This is a genomic window from Cohnella ginsengisoli, assembly GCF_029525555.1.
Classification (GTDB): domain Bacteria; phylum Bacillota; class Bacilli; order Paenibacillales; family Paenibacillaceae; genus Cohnella; species Cohnella ginsengisoli.
In genome coordinates this window covers 1,625,913-1,646,384 of sequence record NZ_JAPDHZ010000002.1, presented here as the reverse complement: position 1 = coordinate 1,646,384, position 20,472 = coordinate 1,625,913, and the positions used below count along the sequence as shown (strand labels likewise).

Sequence of the window (20,472 nt, the reverse complement as noted above, 5' to 3'; positions counted from 1 at the left end):
TTAAAATCAAGAATTGATGAATGCCGTGTGCAGCTTGGCCTGGTAGACGACCTGATAGTCGAGCCCTTGCGTGATCGCGGCGAGCGGGACGTACGTTTTGCTTTCTTTGCCGACCGTCTGCAAGTAGGCGGGCACGTTCAGCGCCTGCTTCACGCCGCCTATGACGATGGATTTTGCGCCGATCGTGAGCTTCACCTCGCGGCCGTTTTGCTTGAACGTGGCGGTCTTGGTCTTGTTGTCCCACAGCAGCTCGGCGCCCGTCGCAGCGGCGATGTCGCTTAAGGCCAGGAAGGTCGTGTTGCTCTTCAGCTGAGGCTTGTTCTGCGTCGTGAGCAGCTTGCCTTTGATATAGACGGTCGGCGCGGGATTCGCCGCCTTATCCGAAGGGGCAATCTCCGTATAATCCGGCCAGACCGGAGCCGCGAACGCACGCGCGATCGTTTCGTAGCCGGCTTGGGTCGGATGGATGTCGGTCACGCCGAAAACAGGGCTGAAGTGCGTGTACAGGGCTTCCTTGCCTTGGAACGCGCCGCCGATATGTACGATGTCGATCGCTACGCCTTCGGCAGCGAGCGAGGTCTTAAGTTCGTCGAGTTTGGCGCTCAGCTTGGCGATCGAGGCGTTCAGCTCGGCGTAGAGCGAGTCGCCCACGATTTTGGATACGGGCGAATATTGATCGGCGACTTCAATGCGCGCCTGAGGCGCGAGGCTGCGAAGCGTACGAAGGTTGGCTTGCAATTGTTCTGCATAATTATTCAGCTTTTCGTCAAACGTCTTCTCGAAGGAAGCCGCGGCGTCGCCGCCGGTCTTGCCGACGAGGTCGCGGACGAGAGCGGCAAAATCGTTGCCGCCGATCGTGAGCGCAACGAGATCCGCATCGGCCAGGCTGTCCCGAAGCGCGGGGGCGCCAGCGGCTACCGCATCCGCTTGGGCTTTGGCGGCGGGATCGTAGGCGGCGTAGTCCTGCAGGTCGTCCGCCGTCAGCTTGCGGCCCTCGGCGGCGCCGGCAAGCAGCTGGGTCAGACCGGCGTTCTGCAAGCCCAGCGCGCCGTAGTTGGCGAGCTCCGCGCGTCCGTGAAGCAGCGCGTTGACATATAACCTGTCCGCATAACCGTATATGTCGGCGGCGCGGGTCACGCCAGGCTCGTAGCCCAGCGAGATCGAGTCGCCGAGCGCCACGATCTTGAATGCGTCGTGCGCTGCCGCGGTCGGCGCGGTCTGCTCGCCCGCGGCATGAGCGGCGACCGGGACGGCGCCTACGGCGAGGGCGACGAGCAGCGCCGCAGAGCGGCGTCTTGCTTGAATCTTCATATCTTTCTCCTTCCGAAGGCGGGCTGCGGGATCAGCCAAACATTGATTATCGCCTTCATAAAAATATTAAATTGCCTTTGCTGACGCTGTAATGTTAAAATAGCATAACAATAAAAAAGGTATATTTATTAGTTTTGCACGAATTTTCGAAGCAAATCCCGAACGATTTCCCGTTACCTCGCCGTTTTCCTTCGATTATTCGGGCGTTCATGCGCTGCCAATAATATTGTAGCAGATCATATTATTCCGCGCCGCATCCCGCCTGCCGTTCGCCGAACTTTATTTGACCGGCCGGACGCCGTCGAACCGTTGGCTCTCGACACCCCATTTTTTCTATAGAAAGGTTGCGCTTCATCATGACACAATTCGTGAACGGATTGCCCCCGAAGCAGGGGCTGTACGATCCGCAATATGAGCGGGATGCTTGCGGGATGGGATTCGTCGCCCATATCAAAGGCCGGAAGTCGCATGAGATCGTCGAGCAAGCCTTAAGTCTTCTTATTAACATGGAGCATCGCGGCGGCCAAGGCGCCGAGCCGAACTCCGGAGACGGAGCGGGCATTCTGCTGCAGATTCCGCACGATTTTTTCGCGCGAGAGACCGGTCCGCTCGGATTTTCCCTGCCGGAACCCGGACAGTATGCGGTCGGCATGGTATTCCTGACGCAGGACGATTCGCGCCGCGCCGAGCATGAAGCGCTGTTCGAAGGGATCGCGACGGAAGAGGGCCTGTCCGTCATCGGATGGCGTACGGTTCCGACCGACGACAGCACGCTGGGCATTTCGGCGAAGCGCGTCAAGCCGTTCGTGCGCCAAGTATTCGTCGGGCGTCCGGCCGTTCTCGCGGACGATCTGGCTTATGAGCGCAAGCTGTACGTGCTCCGCAAGCGCGCCGAGAAGGCGATCCGCTACTCCGGCATTCCGGACGGCGAGATCTTCTACGTGCCAAGCCTCTCTTCCAAGAAGATCATCTACAAAGGCATGCTCACGACGGAGCAGGTCGGCCATTTCTATACGGAGCTTCACGATCCCGCGCTCGTTTCGGCGATCGCGCTCGTCCACTCCCGTTTCTCGACGAACACATTCCCGAGCTGGGAGCGCGCGCATCCGTTCCATTATCTGATCCACAACGGAGAGATCAACACGCTGCGCGGCAACGAGAACTGGATGCACGCCCGCCAGACGTTGTTCGAATCCGAGCTTTTCGGCGACGATCTGGAGAAGGTTAAGCCGGTCATCAATCATGACGGCTCCGACACGGGCAAGTTCGACAATACGTTCGAGTTCATGTACCTGGCCGGCCGCCCGCTCGCGCACTGCGCGATGATGATGGTACCCGAGCCTTGGCAGAACGACGAGCAGATGGACGACGACAAGCGCGCCTTCTACGAATATCACAGCACGCTGATGGAGCCGTGGGACGGTCCTGCCGCGATGGGCTTTACCGACGGCGTTCAGATCGGCGCGGTACTGGACCGCAACGGTCTGCGCCCTGCGCGCTATTGCGTGACGAAGGACGACATCATCATCATGGCTTCCGAAGCCGGCGTCATCGAGATTCCGCAGGAAGAGATCGTGCTTAAAGACCGTTTGCGTCCGGGCCGCATGCTGATGGTCGACACCAAGGAAGGCCGCATCATCGCCGACGAGGAGCTCAAGAAGGCGATCGTCTCCGAGCATCCTTATCGCGAATGGCTGAACGAGCATCTCGTCGACCTCGAGGAGCTGCCCGAGGCGCTCGAGCTGCCCGAGCTCGACCACGCGACGGTACAGCAGCGCCAGCAGGCGTTCGGCTACTCGTTCGAGGACGTGCGCAAGATCATCGAGCCGATGGCCACCGCAGGCGTCGAGCCGCTCGCTTCGATGGGCTACGACGCGCCGCTCGCGGTGCTGTCCGACCGTCCGCAGCGGTTGTTCAACTACTTTAAGCAGCTGTTCGCGCAGGTGACGAACCCGCCGATCGACGCGATCCGCGAGGAGATCGTCACGTCCACCTACACGACGGTCGGACCGGAGCGCAATCTGCTCAAGCCGGAGCCGGAGAGCTGCCGCCATATTCGTCTCGTGTCGCCGATCCTGTCCAACGAGGACTTCGCCAAGCTGCGCCATGTCCATCGTCCGGGCTTCAAGTCGATCACGCTGCCGATCTACTTCCCGGCTGGCGAAGGCGAAGCGGGCCTGAAGAAGGCGCTCGACGAGCTGTGCGCAGCGGTCGATCGCGTCATGAAGCACGGCCACAACATTTTGATCCTGTCCGACCGCGGCATCGACGCCGACAATGCGGCCATCCCTTCGCTGCTCGCCGTATCGACGGTCCATCACCATCTGATCCGTCAAGGCACGCGGACCAAGGTCAGCATCCTTCTCGAATCCGGCGAGCCGCGCGAGGTGCATCATTTCGCGCTGCTGATCGGCTACGGCGTCAGCGCGGTGAATCCGTACCTGGCGTTCGAGACGCTCGACGACCTGATCCGTCAGGGTATGCTGCGCAATATCTCGCATGAGAAGGCCGTCAAGAACTATCTGAAGGCTGCCAATAAGGGCGTCGTGAAGGTGCTGTCCAAGATGGGCATCTCCACGATCCAATCGTACCGCGGCGCGCAGATCTTCGAAGCGATCGGCCTGCGGGGCGATCTGATCGACAGTCACTTCACGTGGACGCCGTCCCGGATCGGCGGCGTCGGCCTCGAGACGATCGCGAGCGATACGCTGAAGGCCCATGCCCGCGCGTTCGCGACGCAAGAGGGCGCAGAGCACGAGCTCGATTCCGGCGGCGATTACCAGTGGCGCAAGGACGGCGAGGATCACCTCTTCAACCCGAAGACGATCCACACGCTGCAGATGGCGACGCGTTCCAACGACTACAACCTGTACAAAAAAGTTCTCCTCGCTCGTCCAAGGCGAATACGAGGAGATCCGCACGCTGCGCTCGCTGCTCGACTTTAAGTTCGACCAGCCGCCGGTGCCGATCGAAGAGGTCGAACCGGCCGAGTCGATCTTCAAGCGGTTCAAGTCCGGCGCGATGTCGTTCGGCTCGATCTCGAAGGAAGCGCACGAATCGCTCGCGATCGCGATGAACCGCATCGGCGGCAAGTCCAACTCGGGCGAAGGCGGCGAAGATCCGGCTCGCTTCATTCCGGACGCCAACGGCGATTCCCGCCGCAGCGCGATCAAGCAGGTCGCTTCGGGACGCTTCGGCGTCACGAGCTACTATCTGTCCAACGCCGACGAGATCCAGATCAAGATGGCGCAAGGCGCGAAGCCGGGAGAAGGCGGACAGCTGATGGGCCGCAAGGTGTATCCTTGGGTCGCCGAAGTGCGCGGCACGACGCCGGGCGTAGGCCTCATCTCGCCGCCGCCGCATCACGATATCTATTCGATCGAGGATCTGGCCGAGCTGATCCATGATCTGAAGAACGCCAACCCGAAGGCGCGCATCAACGTCAAGCTCGTCTCCGAGGTCGGCGTAGGCACGATCGCGGCAGGCGTAGCCAAGGGACGCGCGGACGTCATCCTCGTCAGCGGCTACGACGGCGGCACCGGCGCTTCGCCGATCGGCTCGATCCGCCACGCGGGCCTGCCGTGGGAGCTCGGTCTCGCCGAGACGCACCAGACGCTGATTCTGAACAATCTGCGCGACCGCGTCGTCGTGGAGACGGACGGCAAGATGATGACCGGACGCGACATCGCGATCGCCGCGCTGCTGGGCGCCGAGGAGTACGGCTTCTCGACCGCTCCGCTCGTCGTGCTGGGCTGCATCATGATGCGCGTGTGCCAGCTCGACACCTGCCCGGTCGGCGTCGCGACGCAAAACCCCGAGCTTCGCAAGAAGTTCATGGGCGATCCGGAGTATGTGGTTAACTACATGCGCTTCCTCGCCGAGGAGCTTCGCGAGATCATGGCGCAGCTGGGCTTCCGCACCATCGAAGAGATGGTCGGACGTACGGACCGCCTGGATACGAAGAAGGCGGTCTCGCACTTCAAGGCGAAGGGCGTGGACCTGACCGATCTGCTGTATATGCCGGAGCTGCCCGAGGGCTCGTTCCGCTTCAACCGCAAGTCGCAGAACCACGGCCTCGAGGAGTCGCTCGACATGCAGCATCTGCTGCAGGCGGCGCTCCCCGCGATCGAGAGCGGCGAGCGCGTGCGCGGCACGTTCCCGATCAAGAATACGAACCGCGTCGTCGGCACGATCGTCGGCCACGAGGTGACGAGCCGTCACGGCAAGGCCGGTCTGCCTGAAGACACGATCGCGTTCCACTTCGTCGGCACGGCCGGACAGAGCTTCGGCGCGTTTATCCCGAAGGGCATGACGCTGACGCTCGAAGGCGACGCCAACGACTACATCGGCAAGGGCCTGTCGGGCGGCAAGATTGCCGTGTTCCCTTCGCAGTCCGCGACCTTTAAGGCCGAGGACAACATCATCGCCGGCAATACGGCGCTGTACGGCGCTACGGGCGGCGAAGCGTATATCCGCGGCGTCGCAGGCGAGCGGTTCGCGGTTCGCAACAGCGGCGCGAACGTCGTCGTCGAAGGCGTCGGCGACCACGGCTGCGAATACATGACGGGCGGACGCGTCGTTATTCTGGGCCGCACCGGACGCAACTTTGCCGCCGGCATGTCCGGAGGCATCGCGTACGTCGTGGATTGGAACGGCGACTTCGTCAAGCGCTGCAATTTCGAAATGGTTAGCCTGGAGTCGCTCGAGGAAGAACGCGAGATCGCCGAAGTCCGCGGCTTGATCGAAAACCATGTCCGCTATACCGACAGCGAGCTGGGCGAGCGCGTCCTGAGCGATTGGGAAGCCGTCTTGCCGAAGATCGTCAAGGTCATCCCGAAAGACTACAAGCGGATGATGGAGCAGATCGAGAAGGTGAAGGCGCAGGGTCTGAGCGGAGAGCAAGCCCTCCTGGCCGCCTTCGAAGCCAATATGCGCGACTTGTCGCGCGTCGGCGGCAATTGACGATTTTCGCGGTATGACGACAATCGGCACAATCGTTCGACTGCAGAAAAAGCGGGAAGAACGGGAATAAAACAGACTTTTAAGACATAAAAATACGGAATGAAGCGGGTGGTTTCCCGCTCCGTTCCGTATTTTTTTTCTACCCGAAATGCGACAATACCGATTGCGGGAATGCGCTTTTTGAAATCGGCTTCATGAGAGGGCCTGAGCCTTCAATCCCGCGCGATACGCGGGTTCGCCGACTTTTAGCCCATATGTCAGAGAAGCTTCCCTAGAGCCTCAAGTCTTTCATGCGCGAGCCGGAGCGCATGTCCCAGGTAGGATCGGACAAGGCATTTCAGCTCTCTATTCCGGCTTGACGATAAAAAAAATACGGAGACATACATCACTCGACACCCTCCGCATTCCTTGTCCCTTATAATAAGGATTAGTTGAATTAGGTTTCATTTTCCAGAGAGGGGATTTTGGTGCGGAGATGGAGAGGGAGAGGGATCCACGCTTAGAATCGTCCGGGAACAGCCCAGTCGAGATTAGCATTCATACCATTCTTACCCAGCTTGGCATCGACGTCAGCAAATGGGAAGCGTTCGAAAAGGAAGAACAACGGAAAGAAAATCAACAGAATACCGTGTAAAAAGAAAAATACCCCGGCCGCCCCCAAGCGGCATCGGGGTATCTTGCACATGACGCGCCAAATCGTGCGTTCAGCCCAGCGATCTCTCTGCTCTTATAAAAGCGATAAAGCGCTTGGCTTCTTCCTTGGACAGCCGCCGGCCGTCGATCGTTAACGCGAAGCTCTCCAGCAGCTGGTCGGCGTCGGAGAGCTCTAATTGATCGGTGAACTGGCGCACTTCAGCATCTAACGTCATCTGGGGCTGGTGCGTTCTTCCCACAAGATAGTCGATCGAAACCTGGAACAGATCGGCCAACTTGGTCAGCATTTCCGTATCAGGTTCGCGCCTGTTTTTCTCGTAATGCGAAAGGGCGGCCCTGGTAATGCCAAGGGAAGAGGACAATTCTTCTTGTGTCCAGCCGGATTGATCACGAAGATAGGCGATGCGGCTGCCAATATTCATACGAATTCCCTCCTTTTATCCCGTCACTTTATGATAAACGTTTAGCGATACATTTGCATTAGTTGATACAAAACGTCACATTAAGTTATGTTAAGCTATCTTTATAGTCAGTATACGTTATGTATCTGATTGATATACATATGCCCCTAAGAAGGCCCTTGTCCCTACAGCGGGCAAGGGCCGAGCCGTTTGTCTCGCGTTTAGGTCAGCGGTGCAAGGTTTATCCGGCCTTGATCGTCGACGGTCAGACGGTACCGTTTGCCGCCCGGCGATGTCAGAATCAAGCCGTCGCCCGGCCGCACCAGTTCGATGTCGTCGTCGGCGGAGATATGATAGCGCGGGGAATAGGCGGCTAATGGGCCTTCGGAGACCATCAGTCCGGCGAAGTAGGTTGGACGGTCCCGAGGAAGCTCGATGGACATCATCTGAAAAGCCACGCTGCCGTCGATCGGCGTCCCGTCGACGCCGGTAATTTTGGTCCAAGCGCCTTTGGGATATACGGTTTGATTGTAGAAAATTCGATTAACCGTCGTACCTAAGTCCGTTGCGTTCAGCTTGACGTTTATACCGCTTAGGGAGTCCGTATAGGTCCATAAACTTAACGACAAAGGGACGGCGGGCGCAACGTAGGGTGCCTTTGCAAGCAAGATTTGAATTAAACAAGGAGCTGCTGCTTGCGATGACGGCGTGAATTGCAAAATGACCGGAGAAGATCCCAATTCTTCGCTCACTGCGCCTCCAAGCGAAGCGAACGTTCCAGGGCTCGCAGCGCTTAAACGGCCTCCGGTTACCTTATAAGACGCCGGATCTTCCGGATTTTGCAGCAAGTTGCCTCTCCCGACAGGGTTGAAGCCCCGATTCGTTCGATCGCGATACAGGGTGCCGGCATTCAAATTGATCTCGACATAGGGTTCCTTTGTTACGACGGTCGTATAATCCGGCGTCAGTCCGTCCAGATCGGAGGTCGCCGCAAGCTTTTCGATTCTCGTTGAACCGAGGGCCCCGGGCGCAGACGATGGTCTAAGATTGCCGGTGACAGATCCGCGTGGTACGTCGCTGTCTCGCAGTATGCCGAACCAAGCGGCGTATTGTTGGCGCTTGTCCGCAGGCATCAGGGAGTCGGGGAGCGCGAACTGCCAGCCTTGGCGCGGACTTGAGTAAGTATGCAAACTCCAGCTCAATCCGAATCCGCCGGTCACTCTAATTTTCGATTCGGATTTAGGCAGTAATTTAATCGCCGCTTCTCCGATTTGCTCGTGTTGAACCGTATTGAAAATGCAACTAAGACCGATTACGGTGCTTGCAGATCCATATACGTCCGAGTCATCTATGGCTTGATAAATCGAATAAGGAGAAAAGCCCATATGAACGCGATTGAACTGGGCGCCAAACCCTCCGTTATGATTGGCATAGGGCTTGACTCCGAACAGCACGCCGCAAAACGTTCCCGTGATGTCGCATCCTTCAAAATAATAATCTCCGGCATTACGCCGACAATATACGCCAATGAGACCGCTTAACATACAGTCGTAAAAATAGACGTGGCCGACGTCATTATCGAGCAAAACGCCCGCTTTAAGCGAGCTGATACGAATGCCTCTAAACGAAGGCCTGGCCGTTCCGACAATCCGGATCCCGCAGCTGCCGGTCACGAACATATCGTAATTCTGCCCGGCAAACAAAGCGGGGTCCGCCCACGTGGGCGCGTTTAGGGAATACGCTTCTCGTCCGCTCCCGATACCAATCCCGGTAACGACGGTATTCGTCCGGGAAATTTCCAGGCATGGCTTTAAATCGTACGAGGCATAAGGCTTAAATAAAAGCGTAGCCTCTCCTTCACCCGCGAACGCAGCCGCTTGGCATACGATCGTATCCCAGACCGGATAGACGCCTGGCGGCAACTGTACCTTTCCCGTTGTTCCTGCCGTGGCGAATGCGCGCCTAAGCGGAAGGGTATCGTCATGCTCGACGTATTTGTTGACGGCCGTCGGCGAGGCAGCGGACAACGTTAAATCGGTCGTGCCGGCGCCGCCGATAATACGGGCAACGAACGAGCCCAATGACGGCAACGACGCGGGTATCGAAGGCGCATCGCTGCGGACGGCCGCACCGCTATCCGTCCAGGCCGGATCGAGAACGCGGGACAATAGCTTAACGGAATCGGCCGTTCTTCCATATACGGCATAGGCTGCCGCATTCGCGGCAGGCGACCATGTCAGCACGACGGCATTGTGGGGAGAAATGTCTGCGGGCCCATTGTTGACGATAATCGTTGCAGATGCCGATATGCCGCCTGTATCGTCGAGCGCTACGACACTATAACGGTATGCGGTTTTTCCCGCTTGGCCTTTGATAGCCGCTTGCAATTTAGACGGCGCCGTCGCGCGGCAGGGAGCTGCATCGGGGATCGATACATATTGACCGTTTCTGAAGTCGAGCTTGTTTTGAAGCTTTAATTGATTACCGTTTTTTTCGATGGATCCCATGACGCTTTTTCTGCTGCCGGACGCTCCATACCACTGCGGATAAATCTCCGAAACGTTCATAGGACCGGCTACTTGTCCCTCTCCGCCGAATATCGGAAAAAGACCGGCAGAAATCTGACTGAACATAGAGATGGTCACACCGGCGTCCGGCCATAACATCGCCTGGTCGGCGAAAAGCACGGTAACACGCTGGGGAAATTCGATTCCCGTGCCTAAGCGATAACGCCCAGGAGGGAAAAACACGCCTGCTGTTTTAGGCGTTGTCCCCGTATTCGATGAATTTACTGCGGCGATCGCATTCACGATCGCTTGCGTATCGTCGGCTATACCATTGCCTACGGCCCCGTAATCCTTAACGCTCAGGTAGCTATCCATGGCGGTCATCACCTTCCGATACGATAGATTGACCATAAATTCGGCTACTCTATGATATTCGGACGATAAGGCTCGGCCACGGCGCTTGTACGGCAGCGTTAGCCGACCTGGGGCCAAAGCACGCCTTTTACATCGTAACTCCAAGCGGGATATCGCGTTTGAACGGATGCCGTGCCATCATTCCATTCAATACGGACACCGTCTCCAACCTGGAAGCCTGGCAGAAATAAACTCTCTGGGGCTCCTTCCTTCACGATGATTTCCGCGACATTATCGTCTCCGTCTATGGCGTTCACGGGTTCTTTGACCTGGCTTGCGCTTGCCCAATACGCGATATAGTCAAAAGGCTTATCTTGGTTGTTTTCTATCGTCAGCGCGAAGTCGTAAGATTGACCGGCGATCAGTCGAATCGAACCGGACTTATCGCCATTCGCGCCGCAGCCGTTAATAACGTATTTGCCGTCTATCATCAACGAGAGTTTGCAAGAACTCATGTCGATCAAAAACGTGTAATCTTCGGAGAATTCGGGCCGAATGGTGCCTTTGAACACCCACACGCCTTTGCTAAGCGGTGCTTTGGTGTTCGTAATCATAGGCACAGAGACGGTCGATGTTGGAATTTGCGAGGCTGTATTTTCATAGCGGCTGAGGGTGAACGTTCCTCCGCTTCGAATCGGGTACGGACCCCATTGTATTTTTGCAGTGCCGGATCGATTGGAGCTAAAACTCAAACTCGCGCCTTGTTCGACCTTCTCGAGCCGGACGTCGCTGATGAGCGGACCCGGGTTAGCTCGATTTTCTTCGAGCATTAAAAATCGGGGATAGTCCGTGCTTTCGACCTCTATCGTCAACGAACGAGACGTACGCTCGAGGATTGGCACCGGCATTCGTTGGTCGGTGAGAGGGTCGTAGGAATAAATCGTCGCGTCCTGACCGTTCACGTTGCTCAAGGTAATCTTGAATTTTTGGCTAGGCATGGCGTACCGTGCCGGATCGAGGACTGCCTTGTCTTTCTGCCATTCCTGAGTTAGGTCCCGCGTTACCACATAGTATCCGATCGCGAACCGATTGTCATCGAGCTGATACGGCAAGATGGCGAGATCGTCCATGTTGTTGGTGTCCGGGTGATCGATCGTGCCGTTGCCGGGAAGCGCGATTTGCGGATGAACCTCGACGACGCTTGACACTTGAACAGGCCTTGGATTCTCGATTTGTTGTCCCGAACTCATGATCTTGGATATTCGGGCAAGCGCGTCTATTTGAGGGCCGGCAAGCGCCCTCGCCCGTTCTGTTAGCTTGTAGCCGTTTTTACTCAATTCTTCGAAAAAAGAGTCGTTAATAAGTCCATAATCGAGATCTCCTCCTTTGGCGGAAAAGAGCTCGACCGTTTGCACGCCTTTATGGCCGTAGAACGTGAAGATGCGGAGCGTAGATTTTGCGCCGATTTGTTGCATGAGCGATCGCAGGCGATTGTCGTTTTTCTTGATGCCGGTTTGCGCGACGATTTTATCCGAAAATGGATTTCGCCACCAATTGGTCTCCGTCATCCATACCTCGGCTTGCCGTCCGTCTCCGGAATTCGCATAGCGGCCATGGTTGCGGAAAGGTCCGGGGAACGGCTGCAGATCTCTGACGATAAATTCGGTATGGTAAGCGTAGAACCAATATTCGGGCATTGCAAAAGTGTGGGCGGGAAGGTAATCGTCGATCCCGGGCGTCGTTTTTCCGGTTGCGGATATATACTTTTTTGTTGTTCGTCTGCGCGTCGTGCGAAAATAACGATTGCGCTCCGTTATAGCCCGTATAATAGTGTCTGCTGAAGCCGGCCTCCCCGTCAAAGAGCTCGGTTCCGTTTTCCCATGGACGCTGGTTGGAGAATCCGCTGATGATGCGCACGCCGGCCAGTTTTTTTTTGTTTGGCGAAGGAGAGGGTCATCGGCAGCAGAACTTCGCCGCCGGAGGCTTTGCGATTGCCTAACGCATACACGGGATATTGCGAAAATTGAAGCTTCGGATCGTAGTAATTGCCGATATCGAGAAACTGGCTTCCGAACGTCATTTCATTCCAAACTTCGAGATCGAAACCCTTGTCTATCGCGTTATTTTCGGTTCCAAAAGTCCGTATGAGCATTTTCGTGACCGTATTCAAATAAACGTTCCAGCCGTTCAATGTTTGTTGGGCGGCTGGATTGTCTTTTCCATCGGTAAATTTAGTCCCGGAAAGCGGGCGGTATTTGAGGCGAATGAGCTCCATCGCTCCGGCCTTTATGTTATTTGCGAGCGGTGCCGATAGCGTCAGCTTGCCCGTCTTGGCATCCACGGCCGTAATGACAGGGTACATGGTCTGATAAGCTTGACCGCTTAAACCGGTATATTGGGGGACTATGCCGCTCACGTTGTCGACATAGATGGCTTTGTCTCCTTTGGAAGCGCTCTTCATTAAATGAAGCTTTAGCGTTTTGCTGGGAACCGGATTGCCGGCGTTGGCGTTTAGGAGGACGATTGGCCGAATGCCGTGCTTCTTGAGCGCGGAAATGATCGATATAAACCGGCTGCCCTGCGGCTCGCTCAGCGCATTTTCATTGTCGAACGAAACGTTGCCCCAGCCGATCTCGATGCGAGCAGAATGAAATCCAGCTTCGGAGAGGAGTTGGGCCGTAGCGTCCGCTTCTTGCGGACTTACGCCGTTTAGTACCACGCCAAGCGTGTCGAGGAAGCGACTGCCGTCCCAGGTGTCCATGTATGAGCGCCAGGGCGCGCGATCGATCGAGGAGACGCCGAATGGTATTTCTTGCTGTCTCCAGTCTTCATAGGGGCGATTCAGCGTTTTTTCGTTGGGTCCGGTATGGTCGATTGCCGCTGAAGTGCGAGGCTCCGAAAATCCTATGATTTCGTAGCTGATTGCGCTGAGCGATAGCAACAATCCGACAATCGCGACACTTGTCCATAGCGAGCGCAATTTACGGTATTTCTTAAACATAATGACAAGCAAAATGAACACCTGCCTTACGGATCTGTGGGTTGGTCGTTACATAATGTATCATATTAAGCCGCAAAAATCGAGAAAGCTCTCGCATTCTCTTTTCAAAAAAAGAGGTTGACACATTCTGAAGTGTAAGTTAAATTAAAACCACAAACGATACAGATAGTATCAATTTAGAGAATGGATACGATTGGGATCGAGAGAGGGGGGATTGGCATGAGCGCAATCGCGGGCATATTTAATTACGGAAGCGCAGAGCGGAAGAGCGCGTACGATGAAGGGATTTCGCTCATGGGCTCCCTCTCCCGATATCCGGCGGATGACGTTCGATTGTGGAGCAGCGGAGGGTTGTTTCTCGGTTGTCATGCGCAGTGGGTGACGCCGGAATCGATCGGGGAGATCCTCCCATGGTATGACGGCCAACGCGGACTTGCGATTACCGCCGACGTGATCCTCGACAACCGGGAGGACTTGGCGAATCAATTGGGAGTTCCTTCAGCCGAACTTGCCGAGCTGCCCGATTCGCGCTTGCTTTTATTGGCTTATGCCAAGTGGGGAGAAGACATGCCTCGGCATCTCATCGGGGACTTCGCCTTCGTCATCTGGAACGAATCCGAGGAATCGCTTTTTGGAGCAAGAGATTTTACTGGAAACCGGACCTTATATTATAACGACAACGGTGCGCGTTTTGCTTTTTGCACGACGATCGCTCCGTTGTTGCCGCTCGAAGGCGTCGGCGAACAGCTGAATGAAACATGGATTGCCGAATATCTGGCCAGCCCCAGCCGATTGGAGACCATCGACGCTTCCTCGACTGTATTCGGGCGCATTAAGCAGATTCCTCCGTCTCATGCTTTCGCGATACGCGACGGGAATCTGAGGATAAAAAGGTATGGCGCATTCGAGCATTCGAGTACGTTAAAACTCTCGTCCGACGAAGAGTACCAGGAAGCCTTTCTGGAGGTCTTCGGAACGGCGGTGTCCAGTAGATTGCGTACCCACAAGGAAGCGGGCTCGTTCCTAAGCGGAGGCCTCGATTCGGGGACGGTCGTTGGATTGGCTGCGAGGGAACTGCGGCGAAGGAATAAGGTCCTGCATACATACAGCGCGATACCGCTCGAATCCGGAGGGGCTTGGACGTCTAAAAATAGGGTTGCGGACGAGCGTCCTATGATTTCGGCGACGGTATCGCACGTAGGCAATATTCGCGAAAACTATTTGAGATTCGAGAATCGAAGCCCGCTTTCCGAGATGGACGATTGGCTCGACACGATGGAGATGCCTTATAAATTCATTGAAAACTCCTATTGGTTCGGCAACATTTTCGAGCAAGCGGCTAAAGATGGCGTCGGCGTTCTACTCAACGGCGCCCGAGGCAATTTCACCGTGTCATTCGGACCGGCATTGGAATATTACGCGATATTGCTCAAGCGTCTCAGGCTCGTGAAGCTCTATCGGGAGATTTATCAATACAGCAGGTTTAAAGGCATTGGCCGTAAAAGAGTGCTTTCCTACATGAAAGATAGGTTGTTTCCTGCGAAGATCCCGCCGGACGAAAGAAGCGCGCTGACCGGATTAATCGCGCCGGAACTTGCCGCGCGAACCGGAATATTCGGAAAATTGACCGAGGCAGGCATCGATTTGTCCGGGAAAAGGTTGCCCGATATGATCTCCGCGCGCCGCGATCAATTCGAGCAGGTTCATCATTGGACGAACAGCGGCACGAGCGGTACAAAACTGTCGCTGCGGCACGGGGTCTGGTATCGCGATCCCACCAACGATCTAAGGGTCGTTCGATTCTGTCTGTCCGTGCCGCTCGATCAATATGTGAGGGACGGCATGGACCGCGCATTGATTCGAAGAGCCACTCAGGGCTTGCTTCCAGACGAAGTACGGCTGAACGGCAAGACGAGAGGGATTCAAGGCGCGGACGGCATCGCTCGGCTCGCCCCATCATGGCCGCGATTCATTCGAGAGATCGAGGAGATGTGCGGGGATGACGCCATGGCCGAGTGGCTTCACATGCCGGTCGTCCGCGCCGCAGCGTCGAAATACAAGGAAATACCCGGACCGGCGGCCATCTACGAAACCGATCTTACGCTCCTTATGCGCAGCCTCGTTCTATACAGATTCATTAACCGCTTGAAGGGAGGTGATTTAAATGAACAAAGAATGGACGAAGCCTTCGTTGGAAGTGCTTGACGTAAAACTGACGTTCGCCGGCCCAGGTGTAACGATTCCGGACTCTCTCGATCCGGATGAAGCGACCCAGCATCACAGCTAATGCCTCTTCTGCAAGGGCCCTTATACGCAAGCGTATGAGGGCCTTTGCAATGAAAATCCCCGTTGGAGTGAAGCGGATGACGACAAGTACTTTAGAAAAGCAGGCATACAAGGCTTTTGGATGCGTGATGCTGAGCGATATCGATTTCCCCGAACTGCCCAGGTGGGAATCGCGAGAAGCGTATTCCGAAGCCCAAAGCATACGCGTCGAACGGGCCGATCTAACGGAAGTTTGGTCGGCGTTGTCGCAGACAGGACGCAGTTCGTACGCAGCGCCCGGTCGGGTGATGTTCCGGGTACCGGGGACGGCGATCTTCGATATCCAGAATGGGCGGCATATCGCGATATGCCCGGAGGAAGGCGCAGACCAGGACGAATTGCGTTTGTTCATTCTCGGTTCGTGCATGGGCGCGGCGTTGATGCAACGAGGCCTGCTGCCGCTTCACGGCAGCGCGATCGCGATCGACGGACAGGCATACGGCGTCGTCGGCGATTCGGGAGCGGGCAAGTCGACTTTGGCGGCAGCGTTTCTCCAAGCCGGGTTTCCGCTCGTCAGCGATGACGTCATCGCGCTCGATTTTTCGGGCGGGTATGCAAGGCCGCTAGTCATACCCTCTTATCCGCAGCAAAAATTATGGCAACAAAGTTTGGACGGCTTTGGAATCTCGAATGAATCGCTCCGGCCTATTTTTAAGCGCGAGACTAAATTCGCCGTGCCGCTTAAAGCGGGCTACCATGCGCAGCCGCTTCCGCTCGCCGGTATCTTCGAACTCGTAAAATCGGATCGGAACGAACCGTCTCTCGTCCCCGTATCCAAGCTGGATAGACTGTCATTGATGCGGCGTCACACCTACCGGCAATTTTGGCTGGACCGGTTGGGGATGACGGATTGGCATTTCCGCATGACGGCCGGTTTGGCTTCGCGTATCGATGTATATAAGCTAGAACGTCCAACCGTGGGCTTTACGGCTCCGGAGCTGGTCAAACGCATGCTTCACATTTTATCGACGGAAGGCTGGTCACCATGACGATCGAAACGACGATTCCGCAAAATGCTTCTATTCAGCAGGTTCCGGGCAATATTGTCAGCGATATGGACGGCGAGAAGGTGATGCTGAACGTACAGCTTGGGAAATATTTTAATCTGGGCGAAATCGGCGGGAGAGTTTGGGAACTGCTTGGAAATACAACGACCGTCGAAGCCCTTGTCGATCAGTTGACAGCCGAATATGCGGTCGATCGAGAGACCTGCGAGGATCACGTCCGATCCTTTCTGGCAGAACTCTCCGAGCAAAGCTTGATTACGATATCGGCCGCGGGAGGGCCGGATGAACGCGCTTAGATGGGTAACGCGCATCACGTCCACGGACAGCCAAGATCGCAGAATGTTCTTGGAGGCACTGGCCTACCTCGCTTGGGCACGGCTTCTCATTCTACTTCCCTTTCAAAAATACGCGCGCCTGCTAGGTCAACCCATGTCGGAAACTTCCCATGAAACGGAACAGCGCAACAAAGAATTCGCGACCCGCGTATCCTCCGCCATACGCAGAGCCGGAAGATTGTCTCCGCTCGATACGAGATGCTTGGTCCGCGCGATCGCGGCGATGAAAATGCTTAAGCGGAGACGGATCGAAAGTACGTTGTATTTAGGTACGGCGAAGGACAAAGACGGACGCATGATTGCTCATGCCTGGCTTCGGTGCGGAAACCTGTACGTCACCGGGGCCGAAGAGATGCGGGGGTTCACGGTCGTCGGCAAATTTGCGCGGCATATCATTCCAGCTGAACATGAGGGATCGCAATGACAGTAATCGTTAGGGACGAACGTTCAGGATTATTTTGCGACGAGAAGACGCTTTTACTGGACTTATTGCGGCATCGCGCAGAAGAAGAGCCGATGGATGCGATTCATCTTGCCGCGGTGGATTGGACCCGTTTTTTGCGGCTCGCTAAAAACCACCGGGTATATCCCGTATTGGCGGCTTTCCTCCACAAGCGAATGCCTGGGATTCCCGATTACGTAAAGGCCGAGTTGGATACGGATAGCCGATATAACCGATTAAAGATGCTTTCTTTGGCTGCGGAAATGAGCAGAGTTTCGGCATGTCTCTCGTCGGGAGGTGTCCGCTCGCTCGTGCTGAAAGGACCGTTGCTTGCGCAGGATCTTTACGGGGATCTCTCCAAAAGGACTTCTAAAGATCTAGATATCCTCGTTCCTGCGGAAAAACTCGATGAGATCCGTATTTTGTTGGCGGATCTGGGATACGAATGCGAGAAAGAGCAGCTGCCGAACGTACTGAACGGCTGGAAGTGGAGGCACCATCACGTCTCTTTTTTCATCCCTCGCATTCGCTGCAGATCGAGATCCATTGGCGTCTGGCGCCGGGGCCAGGAAGAGAGCCGGATTTTGAGAAGCTGTGGTCGCGCCGGCGCGAGCATTCGTTCGGCAGCGGACCTGTCGCCTACCTTGGACCGGAGGATCAATTTTTGTATTTGGTTCATCACGGCGCGCGTCACGGGTGGTTCCGGCTGCGCTGGCTCTGCGATATCGACGTGTTGGCCCGACGCGGACTCGACTGGTCCTCCTGTGCGCAGCTATCCATCCGGTATGGGACGGAGCACTTGGTCGGACAGGCGCTTATACTTGCTTCCCAATTGCTTCAAACGCCTATTCCTAAAGAGCTGGAAGGCTTTACGCGTTTAAAGCGGTCTGGCGCGCAAATTCCGCAAGTGCTTTCGTTTATGCGGGATTCGCTGGAAAACGCGCCGCCCGAGCGAGTTCGGATGTACGAGCGGTATTTGTTCGCGATTAAACCGCGGAGACAAAAGCTTCTTTATTTACTCAGCTTATTGTACCCGTACCCCATGGATGCCAAGACGCTCCCTTTGCCCAAAACCTTTCACTTTTTATATTTCCCGCTGCGCCCGTTGCTATGGACATGGAGAAAGTTGGACAAAACGGGCAAACCCTCCCTTGTCGAAAGCGGTGAATCTAAACTCCTATGAGATCCGTTCTGTTTTTTTTTGACGCAGCTTCGTGCATTTGCGGGAAGAGCGCTTTACTGGAACGTGCTGGGCATGATCACGGTCAGCTTATTAGAAGGAATCGGTTTGATTTTACTCATCCCGATGCTCGGCATGGGCGGAATCTCCGGCATTGACGCTGCTTCGTCGCCAATATCGGCTTGGCTCGCACCGCTTACCCGTCTCCCTTCCGAATGGCGGCTCCCGGTCGTGCTCGGATTATTCGTTGCCATCGTGCTCGCGCAAGCGCTGCTCAAGCAAAGGGTCTCTCTGCAAAATGCCAGAATGAACCATAGATTTGAATTTCGGCTTCGCAGCGATACTTATCGCGGCATTTTGCAGGCCAACTGGGAGTATTTCATCCGTACGCGCAAATCCGATCTCATTAACGCGCTAACCGGGGAGCTGGCTCGCGTAAACGGAGGCGTCACGCTATCTCTCCAACTGCTGGCTTCCGTTATTTTTACCGTTATCCAAATCGGTTTGGCCTTCTGGTTATCGCCGACCATTACGCTGATCGTGATCATTTGCGGGACCGCTTTGGCTTTTTTCATGCGCCGCACGCTGCGTAAAGCCAAAACGCTCGGCAACCGTTCATCCGATCTGGCGAGACAGTACCTGGCAGGCATTTCCGACCAGCTCAGCGGCATTCGGGAGATCAAGACGAATGCGTTAGAGCGGTCGCGCCTTTCCTGGCTGGAGTCGGTGAGCGCGAAGATTCAGGAGGAGCAATATGAATTTTTAAAGCTTCGAAACAAATCCCAGTCTGCCTACCAGGCGGCCTCCGCCGTGCTCATTGCGCTTTTTTTTGTTCGTATTCGTGCATATGCTCCATACCCGGATTGAGCAGTTGATCTTAATCGTTCTCATTTTCTCGCGACTTTGGCCGCGTTTTACCGGCATTCAATCGAATCTCGAGCAAATTGCCTCCTATTTGCCGTCTTTCCGTTCTGTACTGGAGATTCAATCCGAATGCCGTGCGGCTGCCGAGATGTCTCTTGGCGAGGAGGTTCAGTCCGAAGGCATCGCGATCCGCCATGCGCTGGAGTGCCGGTCCGTTTATTATCGGTACGATGCCACTCGGCCGAACTATGCCCTGCGCAATATTAACCTATCCGTTCCCGCATTTGGCATGACGGCCGTCGTAGGGCGTTCTGGGGCGGGCAAAAGCACGCTCATCGATCTTCTCATGGGATTGACGGCGCCTGAACAGGGCAGCATCGTCATCGACGGCATTCCGCTGACCAAGGCAAGATTGCGCGCGTTTAGACAATCGGTGGGCTACGTTCCCCAAGATCCCTTTTTTATTTAATGACACGATTCGCAATAATCTCTTGTTGGTCAAGCAGGACGCTTCTGAAACCGAGCTTTGGGAGAGCTTGGCATTTTCCGCTTCCGCAGATTTTGTGCGCAAGCTTTCTCAAGGACTTGACACATTTATCGGAGACCGTGGCGTGCGATTGTCAGGGGGGGGAGAGGCAACGACTGGTGCTCGCGAGGGCGATTCTCCGCAAACCGTCGATCCTTATTTTGGACGAAGCGACAAGCGCGCTGGATTCGGAAAACGAGCTCAAAATCCAGGAAGCTTTAGAGAAGCTGCGAGGCCGCATGACGCTTGTCGTGATCGCTCACCGCTTATCCACGATAAGAGGGGCGGACCAGGTTATCGTTTTAGACCAAGGCGCAATCGTACAATCAGGCTCGTTTTCCGAGTTGGCCGCAGAAAAAAGGGGTTTATTCGGCAGTCTTTTGGAAAACCAAACCTTGGCTGCTTCGAGTTAATACCAGCTTTTAGTCTCACTATGATTACAAAAATGAACGGAACAATGCGATTATTTTCGCTTGTTCCGTTTTTCGCGTTTTTGAGGCAAAAGCAGCGTCAGGATTCGACAAACGCATGCGATCATTCCACAGGCATAGTGGAAGCGCTTAAGCAAAAATCGCGGTCGTATCGCCGTTTTGTCGCCGCCTA

General features: G+C 55.6%; 11 protein-coding genes and 4 pseudogenes. 9 read left to right on the top strand and 6 right to left on the bottom strand.

Going from position 1 to position 20,472, the window contains the following annotated elements; all coding sequences use genetic code 11:
- Window positions 1-6: 6 nt before the first annotated feature.
- Window positions 7-1,311, bottom strand: a complete 1,305-nt coding sequence (locus tag OMP38_RS07925) for an SGNH/GDSL hydrolase family protein (RefSeq protein WP_277564592.1) — start codon at window positions 1,309-1,311, stop codon at window positions 7-9.
- 356 nt (window positions 1,312-1,667) lie between these two features.
- On the opposite strand from OMP38_RS07925, the pseudogene gltB reads away from it, so the two are divergent.
- Window positions 1,668-6,273, top strand: a pseudogene (gene gltB / locus OMP38_RS07920) (glutamate synthase large subunit).
- A 704-nt stretch (window positions 6,274-6,977) separates the two neighbouring features.
- Here gltB and OMP38_RS07915 read toward each other — a convergent pair.
- The 5 genes and pseudogenes from OMP38_RS07915 to OMP38_RS07900 all read right to left on the bottom strand — a co-directional run bounded on the left by OMP38_RS07915 (window position 6,978) and on the right by OMP38_RS07900 (window position 13,202).
- Window positions 6,978-7,349 carry a helix-turn-helix domain-containing protein gene (locus OMP38_RS07915; RefSeq protein WP_090110849.1) on the bottom strand — a complete coding sequence of 124 codons (372 nt, stop codon included), beginning with the start codon at window positions 7,347-7,349 and terminating at the stop codon, window positions 6,978-6,980.
- A gap of 200 nt (window positions 7,350-7,549) precedes the next feature.
- Window positions 7,550-8,914, bottom strand: coding sequence for a hypothetical protein (locus tag OMP38_RS07910; protein WP_277564591.1), 1,365 nt, complete (start codon window positions 8,912-8,914; stop codon window positions 7,550-7,552).
- A gap of 1,113 nt (window positions 8,915-10,027) precedes the next feature.
- Window positions 10,028-10,210 (bottom strand): annotated as a pseudogene (locus OMP38_RS35670) (glycosyl hydrolase family 28-related protein); the annotation flags it as partial.
- Between the two features lie 98 nt (window positions 10,211-10,308).
- Window positions 10,309-11,757 (bottom strand): PA14 domain-containing protein, encoded by a 1,449-nt coding sequence (locus OMP38_RS07905; RefSeq protein WP_277564590.1) that lies wholly within the window; start codon window positions 11,755-11,757, stop codon window positions 10,309-10,311.
- A 287-nt stretch (window positions 11,758-12,044) separates the two neighbouring features.
- Window positions 12,045-13,202, bottom strand: a complete 1,158-nt coding sequence (locus OMP38_RS07900) for a hypothetical protein (RefSeq protein ID WP_277564589.1) — start codon at window positions 13,200-13,202, stop codon at window positions 12,045-12,047.
- A gap of 207 nt (window positions 13,203-13,409) precedes the next feature.
- Between OMP38_RS07900 and OMP38_RS07895 the strand changes: the two genes are divergently transcribed.
- The 8 genes and pseudogenes from OMP38_RS07895 (at window position 13,410) to OMP38_RS07865 (ending at window position 20,282) form a co-directional block, all read left to right on the top strand.
- Window positions 13,410-15,395, top strand: a complete 1,986-nt coding sequence (locus tag OMP38_RS07895; RefSeq protein ID WP_277564588.1) for an asparagine synthase-related protein — start codon at window positions 13,410-13,412, stop codon at window positions 15,393-15,395.
- Window positions 15,355-15,477: a paeninodin family lasso peptide gene (locus OMP38_RS07890; RefSeq protein ID WP_277564587.1), complete on the top strand. Its 123-nt coding sequence runs from the start codon at window positions 15,355-15,357 to the stop codon at window positions 15,475-15,477. The genes OMP38_RS07895 and OMP38_RS07890 overlap by 41 nt, the downstream gene beginning before the upstream one ends.
- Window positions 15,478-15,553: 76 nt before the next feature.
- Window positions 15,554-16,504: a phosphoenolpyruvate carboxykinase (ATP) gene (locus OMP38_RS07885; protein ID WP_277564586.1), complete on the top strand. Its 951-nt coding sequence runs from the start codon at window positions 15,554-15,556 to the stop codon at window positions 16,502-16,504.
- Window positions 16,501-16,818, top strand: a complete 318-nt coding sequence (locus OMP38_RS07880) for a lasso peptide biosynthesis PqqD family chaperone (RefSeq protein WP_277564585.1) — start codon at window positions 16,501-16,503, stop codon at window positions 16,816-16,818. Before OMP38_RS07885 ends, OMP38_RS07880 begins: the two co-directional genes overlap by 4 nt.
- Window positions 16,805-17,281, top strand: a complete 477-nt coding sequence (locus OMP38_RS07875; RefSeq protein WP_277564584.1) for a lasso peptide biosynthesis B2 protein — start codon at window positions 16,805-16,807, stop codon at window positions 17,279-17,281. Before OMP38_RS07880 ends, OMP38_RS07875 begins: the two co-directional genes overlap by 14 nt.
- Window positions 17,278-17,790: pseudogene (locus tag OMP38_RS35665) on the top strand (nucleotidyltransferase family protein); the annotation flags it as partial. The gene OMP38_RS07875 and the pseudogene OMP38_RS35665, both read left to right, overlap by 4 nt.
- The gene (locus tag OMP38_RS35660) at window positions 17,745-18,482 is read left to right on the top strand and encodes a nucleotidyltransferase family protein (RefSeq protein WP_420869629.1); all 738 of its coding nucleotides are present in this window, start codon (window positions 17,745-17,747) and stop codon (window positions 18,480-18,482) included. The pseudogene OMP38_RS35665 and the gene OMP38_RS35660, both read left to right, overlap by 46 nt.
- A 72-nt stretch (window positions 18,483-18,554) precedes the next feature.
- Window positions 18,555-20,282 (top strand): annotated as a pseudogene (locus OMP38_RS07865) (ABC transporter ATP-binding protein).
- Window positions 20,283-20,472: the final 190 nt, after the last annotated feature.